Origin of the sequence: Lysinibacillus sp. ZYM-1 (genome assembly GCF_001308875.1) — a bacterium.
Classification (GTDB): domain Bacteria; phylum Bacillota; class Bacilli; order Bacillales_A; family Planococcaceae; genus Lysinibacillus.
Window position 1 is genome coordinate 59,282 of the sequence record NZ_KQ465107.1, and the last position, 14,683, is coordinate 73,964.

The 14,683-nt window shown below is 34.8% G+C and carries 15 protein-coding genes; 1 reads left to right on the forward strand and 14 read right to left on the reverse strand.

Features of this window, described 5'->3' with window-relative positions; translation table 11 throughout:
• Positions 1-37 precede the first annotated feature (37 nt).
• From zupT to AO843_RS01855, 7 genes are all read right to left on the reverse strand, one after another.
• Positions 38-847 (reverse strand): zinc transporter ZupT, encoded by an 810-nt coding sequence (gene zupT, locus AO843_RS01825; protein ID WP_054609450.1) that lies wholly within the window; start codon positions 845-847, stop codon positions 38-40.
• Positions 848-1,010: 163 nt separating this feature from the next.
• Positions 1,011-1,619 (reverse strand): phosphatase PAP2 family protein, encoded by a 609-nt coding sequence (locus AO843_RS01830; RefSeq protein ID WP_054609451.1) that lies wholly within the window; start codon positions 1,617-1,619, stop codon positions 1,011-1,013.
• Between the two features lie 255 nt (positions 1,620-1,874).
• Positions 1,875-2,774 carry a hypothetical protein gene (locus tag AO843_RS01835; RefSeq protein WP_054609452.1) on the reverse strand — a complete coding sequence of 300 codons (900 nt, stop codon included), beginning with the start codon at positions 2,772-2,774 and terminating at the stop codon, positions 1,875-1,877.
• A gap of 414 nt (positions 2,775-3,188) precedes the next feature.
• The gene (locus AO843_RS01840) at positions 3,189-3,809 is read right to left on the reverse strand and encodes a response regulator transcription factor (protein WP_054609453.1); all 621 of its coding nucleotides are present in this window, start codon (positions 3,807-3,809) and stop codon (positions 3,189-3,191) included.
• Positions 3,784-6,006, reverse strand: a complete 2,223-nt coding sequence (locus AO843_RS01845; RefSeq protein ID WP_231630048.1) for a sensor histidine kinase — start codon at positions 6,004-6,006, stop codon at positions 3,784-3,786. The genes AO843_RS01840 and AO843_RS01845 overlap by 26 nt, the downstream gene beginning before the upstream one ends.
• 71 nt (positions 6,007-6,077) lie before the next feature.
• Positions 6,078-6,236, reverse strand: coding sequence for a competence pheromone ComX (gene comX, locus AO843_RS01850; protein WP_054609454.1), 159 nt, complete (start codon positions 6,234-6,236; stop codon positions 6,078-6,080).
• A 15-nt stretch (positions 6,237-6,251) separates the two neighbouring features.
• Positions 6,252-7,154 (reverse strand): polyprenyl synthetase family protein, encoded by a 903-nt coding sequence (locus tag AO843_RS01855; RefSeq protein WP_156313924.1) that lies wholly within the window; start codon positions 7,152-7,154, stop codon positions 6,252-6,254.
• 331 nt (positions 7,155-7,485) lie between these two features.
• Here AO843_RS01855 and AO843_RS01860 point away from each other — a divergent pair, with 331 nt between their 5' ends.
• Entirely contained in the window at positions 7,486-8,025 is a 540-nt protein-coding gene (locus AO843_RS01860; protein ID WP_054609455.1) for a hypothetical protein, read from the forward strand.
• A 104-nt stretch (positions 8,026-8,129) separates the two neighbouring features.
• On the opposite strand, the gene AO843_RS01865 is transcribed toward AO843_RS01860, so the two are convergent.
• From AO843_RS01865 to menC, 7 genes are all read right to left on the reverse strand, one after another.
• Positions 8,130-8,444, reverse strand: coding sequence for an antibiotic biosynthesis monooxygenase family protein (locus tag AO843_RS01865; protein ID WP_054609456.1), 315 nt, complete (start codon positions 8,442-8,444; stop codon positions 8,130-8,132).
• A gap of 1 nt (position 8,445) precedes the next feature.
• Positions 8,446-9,465: a siderophore ABC transporter substrate-binding protein gene (locus tag AO843_RS01870; RefSeq protein ID WP_054609457.1), complete on the reverse strand. Its 1,020-nt coding sequence runs from the start codon at positions 9,463-9,465 to the stop codon at positions 8,446-8,448.
• 65 nt (positions 9,466-9,530) lie between these two features.
• On the reverse strand, positions 9,531-10,292 hold the full coding sequence (locus AO843_RS01875; RefSeq protein ID WP_054609458.1) for an iron ABC transporter ATP-binding protein: 762 nt from the start codon (positions 10,290-10,292) through the stop codon (positions 9,531-9,533).
• A complete protein-coding gene (locus AO843_RS01880) occupies positions 10,289-11,242 on the reverse strand; it encodes an iron chelate uptake ABC transporter family permease subunit (protein ID WP_054609459.1) in 954 nt (317 codons plus the stop codon). The genes AO843_RS01875 and AO843_RS01880 overlap by 4 nt, the downstream gene beginning before the upstream one ends.
• Entirely contained in the window at positions 11,235-12,185 is a 951-nt protein-coding gene (locus AO843_RS01885; protein ID WP_025117536.1) for an ABC transporter permease, read from the reverse strand. Before AO843_RS01885 ends, AO843_RS01880 begins: the two co-directional genes overlap by 8 nt.
• A gap of 287 nt (positions 12,186-12,472) precedes the next feature.
• Entirely contained in the window at positions 12,473-13,525 is a 1,053-nt protein-coding gene (locus AO843_RS01890; RefSeq protein ID WP_054609460.1) for a YkvI family membrane protein, read from the reverse strand.
• Positions 13,526-13,576: 51 nt separating this feature from the next.
• Complete coding sequence (gene menC / locus AO843_RS01895; protein WP_054609461.1) at positions 13,577-14,683, reverse strand: o-succinylbenzoate synthase; 1,107 nt, start codon at positions 14,681-14,683, stop codon at positions 13,577-13,579.

Below are 14,683 nucleotides of genomic sequence, written 5' to 3' on the forward strand. Positions count from 1 at the left end.
GAACCACTTTTCGAAATGGCTCCCTTTCTTATATTACTTACATTAATAATACTAGGCTGATGGCCATGACAGCCATTCCCCCTACCAAACCATACATCGATAAATGGGTTTCATCATACCTCTGTGCCGCTGGTAATAATTCGTCCAATGAAATAAAGACCATTATTCCTGCTACTCCGGCAAAAATAATTCCAAACATAACATCAGTTAAAAATGGCATAAGGAGTAAATATGCTACTAATGCTCCGACGGGCTCTGCTAACCCCGATAAAAATGATAGTTTAAAAGCCTTTTTACGATTGCCCGTTGCAAAGAAAATTGGGACAGACACTGCTATCCCCTCTGGAATATTATGAATTGCTACTGCTATGGCAATGGCAATACCTACATTTGGGTCATTAATAGCTGACATAAACGTAGCAATACCCTCAGGGAAATTGTGGATTCCAATAGCGAGAGCCGTAAAAACACCCATCTTCATCAAATGTTCTTCATTAACCTGGGGCTTTACAGCATTCACATCTTCCACTAGCTTTACTTCATGTGGATTTGTTGATTTTGGGATGAATTTATCGATTAAAGCAATAAATAGCATACCCCCAAAGAATCCGACAATTGTCATCCAATAACCATTCGTAGTGCCTAGTGCATTGGTTAAAGCATCTTTAGCCTTAACGAAAATTTCAACAAGAGAGACATAAATCATAACGCCTGCCGAAAAACCCAATGCAATCGATAAAAATTTTGTATTTGTTCGTGAAGTAAAAAATGCTATTAAACTACCTACTCCCGTTGCAAGCCCTGCAAAAAGAGTCAACCCAAATGCCAGTAAAACGTTTCCGTCCATACCCTTCTTCCTTTTCCCTTTTTTTTATTGTACTCATCTTAACGTAGAAGTTTCCTAAGAGCAATTCTTTTTTACAAGGTAAATATCACACTTTATTTACTTAATCAATGGCACACAAAAAAGCAGTATCAATTCACATGATTTTTGATACTGCTCCCATTAACTATTTATAATTCGAGTGGAATGATTTTTTGCGTCGTTCATACCAGATGGCACAAATGATGAACCAGGTATATCCCATGCTCCAACCTGCGAGTACATCCGTAGCAAAGTGTCTAGCGCCAGCAATACGTGATAACCCTATAAGCACCATTAGTATCGTTGCACCAAGCCACAATAGGATTTTACGGCCTTTACTATTATTTTCAGCTAATATATACGCAGTTGCGAACAAGTACAAAATACCAGTCATAGCATGTCCAGATGGAAAGCTATAAGATGTTAATTGATCCTCGATTTCGGGTCGTGCTCGTTGAACCCATTTCTTTAGTACTTGATTTAACACATTCCCTGCTGCAAAAGTTAAAACAATAAATAACATACCTCGATAGTTTTTTATCTTCCACGCTAAATACACGATTAAAATTACCGCTACAATAACAACAAATATAGGTTCACCTATATAATGAAAGATTTCAATAAATTGATTCCCCAAAAAGGCTTCTGCCATTTTTGCATCAAACTTATTCATCCAATCACTTTGATAAGTAAACCTTAAAACAATAAATATAATTAGTGTAATGATTGCCAATGGATATGCCCATTTTTTCATTCTTTCACCTCAAAAACATACTGCCATGATCTTCACATCATAACATAATTATGTCCGAACTAGAGGAAGAGAAGCTTTAATTTTCATAAATACATCCTTACATTCTCGAATGGCAATCACGGATTCTTCATTAGGCTTGTAATAATAAATTAGAGACAACTAATGCAACGCTGAATAAAATGGCCACTATAGGTAGTATTTTTCTAAATATCATAAACACTCCCTTATCCTTTTAATATCAATGCCCCACATTTATTATTTAATGAGCACCGGATCAAATAACCAATCCTTCGGACCAAAGTTTTGGTCCTTTTCTCCCCTTACTTCACGGGAGATACCATGTTTTATGATGACCTCTCTAAATCTTTTACTAAACAAAGTTTTTCTATAAAGATATCTTCCATCATGACTATATTCTGCGGAGTAAAAGACATCCCCTTTTAACCTTGCTAAATCTCCTTGGTGATAAATATCTGGCCCCTTGATAACTCCATTTAAACCACAGCTGCATGGAGGTTGTTCAGTTGCAAAGTATAATTTCACTCTATCCTGACTACATGTAGGTAGGACTTGTGTAGGGATAATTTGATAAGCTGGTTGTTTACCTTGTTCAGGTCCATGGTGAATCACCTCTAGAAATTCAAAACCTTCTAGGTTCTCATTTTTCATTAATGCAACCAGTTCCTCAGAGGCTACCCAATACCCACTTACATGAACTAAATGACGTCCATTCATTTCAGAAGTATCTATAACTATAGGGGATAATTGCTCTTTATCCATAAGCCCACAATTCTTACAATGCGTACTTAATGTAAATAATGTACCTTTATCCTCTAAAAACATTTCTGGTGAATTTCCTGTTGAATTTAAAGTAAATAATGGTGCCCGTTCATATTCTAAATCAGAAAATTCAAAATAGAAACGTTCTCCTATTGAAACAATGCCAAATTCACGTTCTAATGATTCATACAAGGCCGTTACTTGCTCATATGTTACATCTTCATTTAATGTAAAAATAGGATTAAATTTTGTTTTTAAATTTCTCTTTCTAATTTCAGGCGCACCAATAGCAATACCATGACGATTATACATGTTAATCACTTGATCTTGACTAGATTCATCTATAGAAAACAAATTTTCAAGTTCTACTTTCACAATACACGCCTACCTTTATAAAGTTTTATGGTGAAGTATATTGACTGCTAGTAACCATTCTAAAATCTACTTTATTTTTAGATAGTCAGGCCACTTATTTTGATGAAATCTTTTGTATTATTACACACTATAGCAAATCTACTTAACCACGATTAATTTAAGCGTACCAGTACTTATACCGATATTTCAACTTCGGGTTTACGCCAATTTTTTGGCGTGATTCACGCGAAATTATGGCGTGATTTGGCGGTCACAAAAAAACACCGCCATTTTTTTGGCGGTGTCTAAACTTTTTTGTAGTATTTTTAGCATAGGAATAAGGTACCTTTTTACATAGTATTATAATAGAAGTAAAAATCCCATATAGAACCCTTTTAATTGAAAAATATACCAACAGTATAGCATAGAATTTTCTTAGAGTAAATTCATTCTTTCAGCTAGATTCACAGCCTCTGTTCGTGAATCTACATTTAGCAAAGAAAAGAGTTGTGTTAAATATCTCTCGGTAGTGCGCTGAGGAATATTCAGTTCAATCGCGATTGCTTTATTCGTATGACCGTCTGCAATAAGTCTTAAAATTTTCTTTTCTTTTTCATTTAAATGAATATCTTTAGCATTTTGCAGTTTAAATTTATCATCCAGAAAATCTAAGAAATTTTTCGGTAAAACAAATTCACCATTTGCAATCGCCCTAACTGTCCGTATGATTTGCCCTTTAGAGGCTGTTTTAGCTAGAATACCTTCTATTTTCCTCTCTAAAATAAGAGGGTAATAGTCCGTTATATCGTCACCTGTATAAAGGATAACCGAAGCATTTGATTGAATGGCTTTAATATTACGGGCTAAATTAATGCCATTCTCCAATGGCATATTGATATCTATCAGGTAAATATCGTATGGCTTATTTTTTATTCTTTGAATGACACAAGTGGCATCACTTTCTGTATCAATAATGATATCTTCATTTTCTTGAAATAAATTTTTAGTTCCCTCTAAAACTATAGGGTGATCATCCACTATGAGCATCGTAATCATGTGTTTCACTCCCTTCTTTAATCGTTATTCTGATAGACATCCCTTGATTTACATGTGAGTCAATATAAAAATGACCATTAAATGCTTTTACACGCTCCTGCATACCTCGGATGCCCATTGATTCTGCTACGATAATATCCTCTACATCACACCCTACACCATCGTCACTATAAATGATTTCAAAGCCATCATTCTTTTCCTTTAGATGGATTTCAACGGCTGTTGCATAGGAATGTTTTAAAGCATTATTTAGTAGCTCCTGAAATAATCGATAAATCATTAAATTCATGCGCTCATCTTCTAGATACAGACGATCTATTGAATAAATTAAAAAAAAGTTAGCTCTTTCTTGCACCTTTCGAATTAACTTTTCTAATGCAGCATTTAAACCTAATGTATCTAGTAATGGAGGTTTTAGATTCTCACAGTATGATCGTAATTCATGTAAAGAAGCAACCATTTGTTTATGAATTTTTGCAAGCTTCTCCTGAGTTTCTGTCGTATCCTTTGCATTAACGAGAACATCCACCTCTCTTGCAATATGAAGTTGTTCCTGCAAATTGGTGTCGTGTAACTCTTGAGCTAACTGGTATTTTTCTTCTTCAAACCTCAACCATAATAGCTTGTTTAGCCACGGCAATTGACCGTCATCAGCTTGCTTCATATGTTTTAGTTCCTCTAGCAGCTCTTCCACCATCTTTGTATTTTCAATAAAATTATTTACATACAATAGGAGCAACTCGAGCCATAGGAGCTCCTCATCTTTTAAATGAATAGTATTGTTATGTCCAAGCACTAATGCTCTTTTATAATGTGCATCCTGATGGAGAAATGCTAAATAAACTTTGTCAATCTTTCGTATTTCTCCTAATCTTATATCATCCATTGTTTCGGGATGTATCATGATTTTCTCCCCACTATTTGTAAGGAATTCATTCGTATCATAATTATAAGTTAACACAAAAACATCCTCTAACTCCAGATGGACAGAAACCTCATAAGCAAATTTCTCTAAAAGCTCATTAATTTTAATGGTTTTCCCAATTTTATCTACAGCCGTATAGAGCTGATGAATATAATCACCTTTTGTTGAAAATAGTATTTTCCTCTTTCGATAATCAACCTTTTCTTTTATATAAAAGAGTATCACTAATGAAGAAAATGTAAAAAAGGACAAGCCTGACATAACAGTTATTTTTAAGTAATGACCTGCAATGAAGTACAGTCCAACTGTAAACCATAAGGTAAATATCAATGAAAAAATAACATAATAGCGCAATCTTGTAATATGATACTCGATATCAAATAACCGTTCTGCTAATTGTGTAAAAATAAAGCTAAAAGGTATAAGTAATAAAAATAAGGAGCTAATCTCAGCTGAAAGGATATACGTATGAAAAAGGATTTTTGGAAGTACATATAAAAAAAGAAATGGTAAAAACGGAATCATTATACTATTCAATAAAATTTTCAACTGAGGTGAGCTATATTTGAAATAGCTTATTAATAAAATACCTAGGATTATGATCAGAAGAAAAAAGAAAAATATTAACACAAAATTTGAAAGTATATCATTAGATGCAGGATAAATTATGCCAATACAACCTAGTATAAAAGCAAGTAAGGGAAGTAGATAAAAAAGTTTGATGTTATTCGTAAATACCCAATTTGTTTTCACAAATGAATAATAGTTTCTTAAAAAGTGTAATAATAAGACTAAACATAAGACCATACTGCTACGATTTATGATAATACCAATCGCATCCATCCTACCAGAGACACCACTGCTTACATAAGCCAATGAAACAGTTAACATAAAAAGAATAAGAAGGTCCGCTAACTTCGTATTTCTTGGTTTGAAATGTAAATAAAACGCAATAAATAACGTTAATAAATAATAACTAGCTGGAATAATTAATATATAAATAAGTTGCTGAGGGATGTCTAAATGCTTAATATGTATATGAATTAGATTTCCATCGGATTTCATAATGGTTAATGCATTAGCTGATAAAATTATAGATTTATACTTCAGCTGATTGAATTCATTAAGTGGTCCATTATTTACGGATAGAATGGTATCACCAATAGCTATATTTTGCTCCTCTGCCCAGTCTTTATAATAAAGTTGAGAAATAACCCAGCTATCATTCTCTTCCTCTACCCCTATTTGTATATAAGGCGCGCTATAATTCACATAATTAAGATAAACACCAATAATTAAATAAAGAATTATAGCGGGCCAAAATATCTTACTACGCAATGTTTTTAGTTCCAAATATCACTTTCTACATTCATTTCACCGCTAAATGCTTCTAAGATCGCATTTTGTTCTACAGATGAGACTCCAATTAATGAGGCTTTTTGTTCCTTTAACAGTGCTACTAGGCTAGGGTTTTGTTCTAAATACTGGATTACATTAATCATTCTAATCTCTCCTCATCATCTTATTAGTTTTTGCAGGTATTCTTTACCTAACTCACTTATAGCTACATTTTCAAGATAATTCAATGCTTTAAACTTATAGACATTTTTTACAGTAACTGCATAGCGTATTGCCCCGCCATTTGTCAACTCGTTTTCGGTTTCATTATTATCCAAAACTGTAACTATATCATCATTATAATAGTTCGCTACAGATTTTGAAATATCATTTTGCTGTGATAAAAGATAAATGATTGGCAAGGAAAACCTTTTATTTAATAGGTCATTTTTTGGACCCCATGCTTTCAAACTTTGGATATCGTTTTTAATTTGCTGGATAATGCCTATGTACTTCCCATATGCCTCTACTTCTTTGGTTACTTCCCCTTTGGCAAGCATCTCTCCAATTAAACAACTCATCGCTGTTAAGGAACCTGATTTAAGCGTAATCATTTGTACATAGGAATCTTCATCACGGCAATTATTTAGCAAGTCTAATTGTTGACCACTTATACTTTTTAATGCATATTCCTCAAGTAGTGTTATAGCAGCTCTTTTATGTTCAAAGGAAGATTCATCAATTGTTTTTGAAGCCATGATCAGCATAGCTAGGGCAACATTTAAAGATAGTTCTGGTGTTCTGCTCCAACTATTGTCTGAATCCTTATCCTGTAGATCATCGATAATATCAAATGACAATATTAAGAGTTCAACTGCCGCAGCTACTTTGTAAATGTCATCATTTATGCTATCTGAAAACGCTTCATAATGCCAATAGCATAACTTTCCAAAGGAAAAACCTACGGATGCTTTTTCTTCTTTGAAGCTTTTTAACAGGTATTTTAACTCTTGACCAAGAAATGTTTCATTTTCTATAAGAATGTCCAATGATTCATTAATACGCTCATCCAAACCATTCAATAGTCCTCTTTCCCTTCTAATATGTTACTAGATATTATATAGATTAGTGGGAAATAATACTAGTAATACCATTATAAAATACATTTAATACCATTAATTCCTGTATAATGATGTCGCCCGCCAAAAAGTGGCGTTATTTATTCAAATCACGCCATTTTTTTGTTAAAAAATACTAAAAAAATGGCGGTAGAGAACCAGGTACCGCCATAAAAGTGGCGTAAACTCACCATTGAAATGGTGTCCTGAGAGATGTTACGCTTATGAAAATGATCTATTCATTGTCAGATAGATTGATGAACATGAATTCTTTTGTACTGGGAGTGTTTTAAAAATGAAAAATGGATTAAACGAAACTGTTTTCATACTTACGGCTACTTTTTCATGTAATATCTCTGTCTCAGCTGAAGAAATTACAATTAAAAGGCCCACAAAGGAGCAACTACAAATTGAACAAATTATTATTCAATCTGAGTTAAAAGCTTATCAAGAAACATTAACCGTCTATAAAAACCTTGCAACCTTTTCAAATTTAATCAGTGATATTCCTGGATTTGAAGATACATTCCAACAAAAAAGAGATCAATATATTGAGCAATATGGTATTATAAAAATTTCAAACGACAACTTATCAAGCATGACAGCCATCAATCCATTAACCTTTGGATTAAATATAGAGTCGCCCACAATTTACATGATGGCTCATCACACTATTATTAATGCAAGAGGGCTAGCAATGGCGACAAACTCATCTATCACACATAAACTAGATGAGAATACGAGCATCACAGGACTGTCTATTAATGAAAGCACCATATCTTTTAATATGGATGCTACATTTAGTGGATCGATAAAAACACCGATTAAACATTAATTTGAATAAGCAGATTAACGATGGTATCCCTTCTTCAATCCATCGTTATCTGCTTTTATGTATAACAAAAAGGTGCCTCAAGTGATTGAGGCACCTTTTTGTTATTAACCTTTTACATAATAAACTTCTTGTCCGCTTTCAATGATATGATCAGGCTTTGGCTTACCTGCGCTTGCCTTATGGCCGGCAATATGCTCAGGACTCTTCTCCCAATTTTTCCATGCTTCTTCTGATTCCCAACGAACCATCACTAGCACTTCTTCATCACCGCGTCGAACTTTTTTTACAAGTACCTGTTTATCAATATAACCAGGTTGTTGTTCAAGTAATGATGGGCCGTCTGGCTTAGCACCAAAACGTTCCACAACCTTATCCGAATTACCTTCCGTCACAACGATACGTTTAATTTGTACAAACATATTAGTTAAACGCCTTTAATACATCTTCAACTTTTAATGTTTCAGATTGTAAACCGCCACCTGAAAGGTACCAAACTTCTGGATCTAGGTAGAATACTTTACCGTTTTTCACAGCATTTGTTGCACTTACGATTTCGTTTTCAATCGCACCTTTAGTACCTGACTCGCCGTTTTCATTTACTACTGCATCACGGTCAACTACAAATAAAATATCAGGATTTGTATCACGTACATATTCAAAACTTACATTATCACCATGTGTTCCAACTTTAACCTTTTCATCAGCAGCTTTCACACCAAACACATCATGAATTACACCGAAACGTGAACCAGAACCATAAGCTGATAATGCACCTTCACTACCTAATACGATTAAAGCTTTTTCATCTGATGCAGTTGCTTTACCTTTTACTTCTTCTACTTTTGCTTCATATGCAGCGATTGCATCTGCAGCTTCTTTTTCTTTACCAAAAATTTTACCCGCTAATTCTGTATTAACTTTGAAAGATTCTAAGAAGTTTTTGTTATCTACTCCAATGTAAACTGTTGGTGCAATTTTAGATAATTCAGCATAGGCAGCTGATGCACGACCAGAGATGAAAATAATATCTGGGTTGATTTCAGATAACTTTTCATAAGCAGGCTCGAATAATGTACCAGCATTTACATAAGTGCTATCTTTAAATTTGCTTAAGTAAGATGGTAATGAATCTTGTACTACCGCAGTAGGATTAACACCAAGAGCATCTAAAGTATCTAAGAAACCATTATCAAAAACAACAACTTTTTCTGGGATCTTGTCAAGCTTTACTTCTTCAAACGTAGTGTTACCATCACGACCTTCAATTGTGCTACCTGGGATAGTTAGTGGGTATGCTGAAGACTCCCCTTTTTGTTCTTCAGCTGGTTTGTCAGTTGAAGTCCCTTTATCTTCTTCTTTTGCTTCGTCTTTTGAACCGCAAGCAGCTAATACTAATAGCATCATTGCCATTAATACCGTAAGTAATTTCCATTTCTTCATTGTGAAATCTCCTTTAAATAATTTATTTGATAGTCAATTGATGGTTGATCCAACGGTGACTATTTTTACGAATTAAAATAAACACAAATTCGACAGCCATCCTGTTCTTGAACAGGGATATCCATATCATAGATTTCCTTCAATGCATCTGAGTTAATAATGTCATTTGTAGGACCGTTTTTAACTACACGCCCATCTTTCAATGCCACAATATTATCTGAGTATACAGAAGCAAAATTAATATCATGCAATACAATTACTACTGTTTTCCCTAACTCATCCACTAGCTTACGTAATATCTTCATAATCTGAACGGAATGTTTCATATCTAAATTATTCAACGGCTCGTCCAGTAAGATATATTCTGTATCCTGTGCAATCACCATTGCGATAAAAGCACGCTGACGTTGACCGCCTGATAGTTCATCTAAGTAATTATGTTGAAGATCTTCTAAATTCATATATTGAATAGCTTCGTCAACTTTTACTTCATCTTCAGGTTTTAGATTCCCTTTTGAATAAGGAAATCGACCAAAGGATACGAGCTCACGAATCGTTAGACGGACATTCATAAAGTTAGATTGCTTTAATATCGATACTCGCTTAGCAAAATCATCTGATTTCCAGCTTCTTACATCCGCTTTATCGAGTAGCACTTCGCCAGTATCAGCATTTAGCAAACGGCTCACCATTGAAAGTAGTGTGGACTTCCCTGCACCATTTGGTCCAATGAAAGAAGTAATTTTCCCTGAAACAATGTCAACACTTACATCTTGAACGACAGGCTTTTTCCCAAAAAACTTCGTTATTTCTTTGACTTGTATCATCCTGCTGACCTACTTTCTCTTAATAATAAGTAGATGAAGTATACCCCACCCACAAAATTAATGATGACGCTAAGTGTAGTACTGAAAGTGAATACTCGTTCAACCATCCACTGCCCACCGATTAAAGCAATAATACTCATTACACAAGAACCGGCAATCAAGATGGAATGCTTGTATGTTTTAAAATACTGATACGATAAATTTGCAACGATTAAACCAAAGAATGTAATAGGCCCAACGAGCGCCGTCGAAACAGAAATCAAGATGGAAGCTAAAATTAACATGCGCTGTACCAGCTTATCGTAAGGCACACCTAAATTAATCGCTGTATCTCGTCCTAAAGACATTACGTCTAGTTGATTCATGTGACGAGTACCATATATAAACGTTAGTAGAATGATAACGCCAGCTAGCCAAACTAAGTCTGAGTTGACATTATTAAAACTTGCAAACATTTTACTTTGTAAACCTAGAAACTCATTAGGATCTATTAATACTTGGAAGAATGTTGTGATACTCCCTAAAAACGTACCGACAATCATACCGACAAGTAGTAAAAAATAAATTGGTCGCTTTCCTTCTTTAAACAAAACTCGATAAAAAATTAAAGCGAATACAATCATTGATACAATAGCAAGCGTAAAATTATAGTAAATATTAATAACTAAAATAGACGTAGAGCCAAAGAAAAAGTAGATGCACGTTTGAATCAACATGTACAAAGCATCTAGCCCCATGACACTTGGCGTTAAAATCCGATTATGAGTAATTGTTTGGAAAACCACTGTTGAATAGGCAATAGCTATACCCGTTAGCGCCATTGCTACAACTTTTATGACACGGCGAGGAAAAGCATAGTGATAATTTCCATTTAACCCCCAAAACAGATACAGTAAGATAGCTATCACGGCAAGACCTAGTAAAATGAACATTCTTGTACGATTACGCATATGCTCTCCCCCTAAACAACATAACTAGGAAGATGGCACTTCCAATTACACCAACAGTCATACTAATTGGTATCTCATAAGGGAATATCAGTACACGTCCTAAAATATCGCAGAATAATAAGAATGACATACCAAGTAATGCTGTATGCGGCAATGTTTTTGCCAAATTATCACCTTTAAACAGTGAAATAATATTCGGTATGATTAAACCTAGGAATGGAATGACACCGACTGTTAGCACCACTGTTGTGGAGATAAGGGCTACCAATACTAAGCCTAAATTCACCACAAATTTATAGGATAGGCCAAGATTTTTAGCAAAGTCCTCACCCATACCGGCTACTGTAAAGCGATTGGCATAAATATAGGCTAAAATAAGTACTGGTACACTTATGTATAACAGTTCATAACGGCCTTTCATGATTAATGAGAAATCTCCTTGTAACCATGCAGAAATGTTTTGAATAATATTTGCCTTATACGCAAAGAACGTTGTTACGGAAGACAGGATATTACCATACATTAAGCCAATAAGCGGTATAAAAATCGCATCTTTAAACTTAATTCGGTTTAATATTTGCATAAATAGTAATGTGCCGGCTAAAGCAAATATGAAAGCGAAGGAAATTTTTTGAAAATACGTGACATTTGTGAAAAACATCATGGAAATCAATACACCCAGTCGAGTGGCATCTAAAGTACCAGCAGTCGTTGGTGATACGAATTTATTCCTACTTAAGCTTTGCATAATTAAACCAGCAATACTCATACCTGCGCCTGCTAGCAAGATGGCAACAAGTCTAGGTACACGACTAATTAAAAATAGCCTAGTTTCTTCTGATTGGAAGTCTAAAAGATCACTTGGTTTAATATCTACTACTCCGATAAATAGCGACACTATAGACAACACAACAGTTGCTGTTAAAAGATATCTTATTTTCATAGTAATCCCCGGTAGATTTCATTTTTGTGTGTAACGCATTCTCTAGTGAAAATGATTATCATTACTCACGATTTCCATTATAAGCATGTTTTGATTCTCAGTCAACCTGCAAATGAGAATTATTCTCGCTTTATTTAAAAAGATCTAAAAAACGTGTCTAATTAACGAAATATTAGTAATTTCAGCAAATTTTCAACTTTAAATAATTCACTATTTCTACAATTTTTTTATCCAAACAAAATGGTAATTGAGAACACTTCTTCGTCTCAATTACCATTTTTTATTAATTATATAATTCGTTTCACTCTTCTTAACCACGCTGAAATAATGAATATTATTAATACCAGTCCTACATAACCCATCACCGCATACAGCTTGGCCACAAGTGTCGTAAATCCAGCGAGACTGGCTAAAAAGCCTAAACTCCCTATAAAAATAACCGCTACTTTAAAGCTTGGTCTATCAGGCTTAAAGAACCTTACCATGAATGAATAGAGCATTCCCACTGCAGTATTGTAAATCATCCCTAGTAGAGAAAATGTCATTAATAGCCCAACAAATGGATGAATTTCATTAGCTAATGCTAGCATAGGAATATCTAGTCCAATAACAACATTCATTTTTGCAAGAAGGGAAAAATTAATTAACAGAATTAAAGCACCTAATAGAACTCCGCCAATGATGCCCCCCATTCCAGCTACCTTATCATTGCGTACCGAGCCACACATAACTGTTAATAATGAGAAACTGACCCCAATATTGAATGACATATATAACAGGGCAGTCACCCACCAGCTTTTTGAACTTACTTGTGCCTGTTGAGCAATAACAGCCTGTTCGACAAAGGTAAGATCCATCGTTGCAATGGCATAGATAGCAATGATAGATACGATCGCTAATAAGTAAGGGGTCGCAAGTGCAATAATATTAATAATACTTTTAACATCCATCATAACTGTGGCTATTGTTAGCAAGATCATACATATACTTCCAAGCCAAATAGGGAGTCCAAACATTTGCTGCAATGTTGCCCCCGCACCAGCAAACATAATAACGGCTACACCAAATAAAAACAGCGATAATACATAATCTAATACAAGTCCAACAGCATTTCCAGAAATTTGATAAATCAAATCCTTATGGGATACAGTGCGTAATCTCGAGCTAACTTGAGCTACACACATACCAACAATAGAGAAACCAACCATAGCTAATAGGGCACCATAGACTCCTTTGAAGCCATAGCTTGTAAAATAAAGAACAATTTCCTGTCCAGATGCAAATCCTGCACCAACGATAATTCCTACATAGGCACCGCCGATTTGCAAGCTTTTTTTCAATCAGTTCTCTCCCCGTTTTTTCCTTTATAGCAAATGATTTATACCCACTATTTATTGATAGACTTCTTTGCTAATTGTTAGCTTTTCAATAACAGCCATATTAGGTGTATAGCCAATGCCAATTTCTTGAGGCACATCGATATATCCATCTTTTACAATGACTTCTGGAACAATAATATCTTCATACCAATAATGACTAGACCCTGCCGTATCTCCAGGCAATATAAAATTACTTAGTGAGGTTAATGCAATATTATGAGCTCGTCCGATTCCTGCCTCTAACATACCTCCACACCAAACGGGAATATGATTCTCCTTACAGAGGTCATGAATCCGTTTCGCTTCTGTTAAACCGCCAACTCGACCAATTTTAATATTGATCACACCGCAGCTCCCAAGCTCAATTGCCTTTCGAGCATCTTCAAAGGACGTGATACTTTCATCTAGGCAAATAGGAGTTTTTATTTTTTTTTGTAGGGTTGCATGATCGACAATATCATCAGTAGCTAATGGTTGCTCAACCATTAATAATTTGTAATCATCAAGCTGCTGTAATATTGCTATATCATTTAATGTATAGGCAGAGTTAGCATCTACCATTAAAGGTAAATCTGGTAGTACTGAGCGGATGGCTCGTACCACCTCTACATCATAACCAGGCTTTATTTTCACTTTCACCCTTTTGTAGCCCTTCTCAATATGGCTTTGTATCACTTCTATTAATTGAGCTGTTGATGCTTGGATACCTACACTGACTCCAACTTCAATCCGTTGTCTTTGTCCACCTAACGACCGTGCGAGTGATTGCTTTGTTTGCTGGGCATAAATATCCCATACAGCTCCTTCTATTGAAGCTTTCGCCATGCAATTTCTTCGAATAGGAGCAAACAATGAAGTCACCTCATCTGGATGCCCAATCTCTTTATGTAACAAGATGGGTATTAAAAAATCCTTCAGCATATGCCATGTCGTCTTTAAAGTCTCTTCTGTATACCAGGGCGCTACAAAAGCAACTGTCTCTCCCCAACCAATAACCCCTGATTCATCTTTTGCTTCTATCAGTAATAGCTCTTTTTCATCGATTGTACCAAAGCTCGTTGTAAATGGTGCTTTCATCGGCATTTTAATATGTCTTAACGTTATCTTATCTAATCTCAC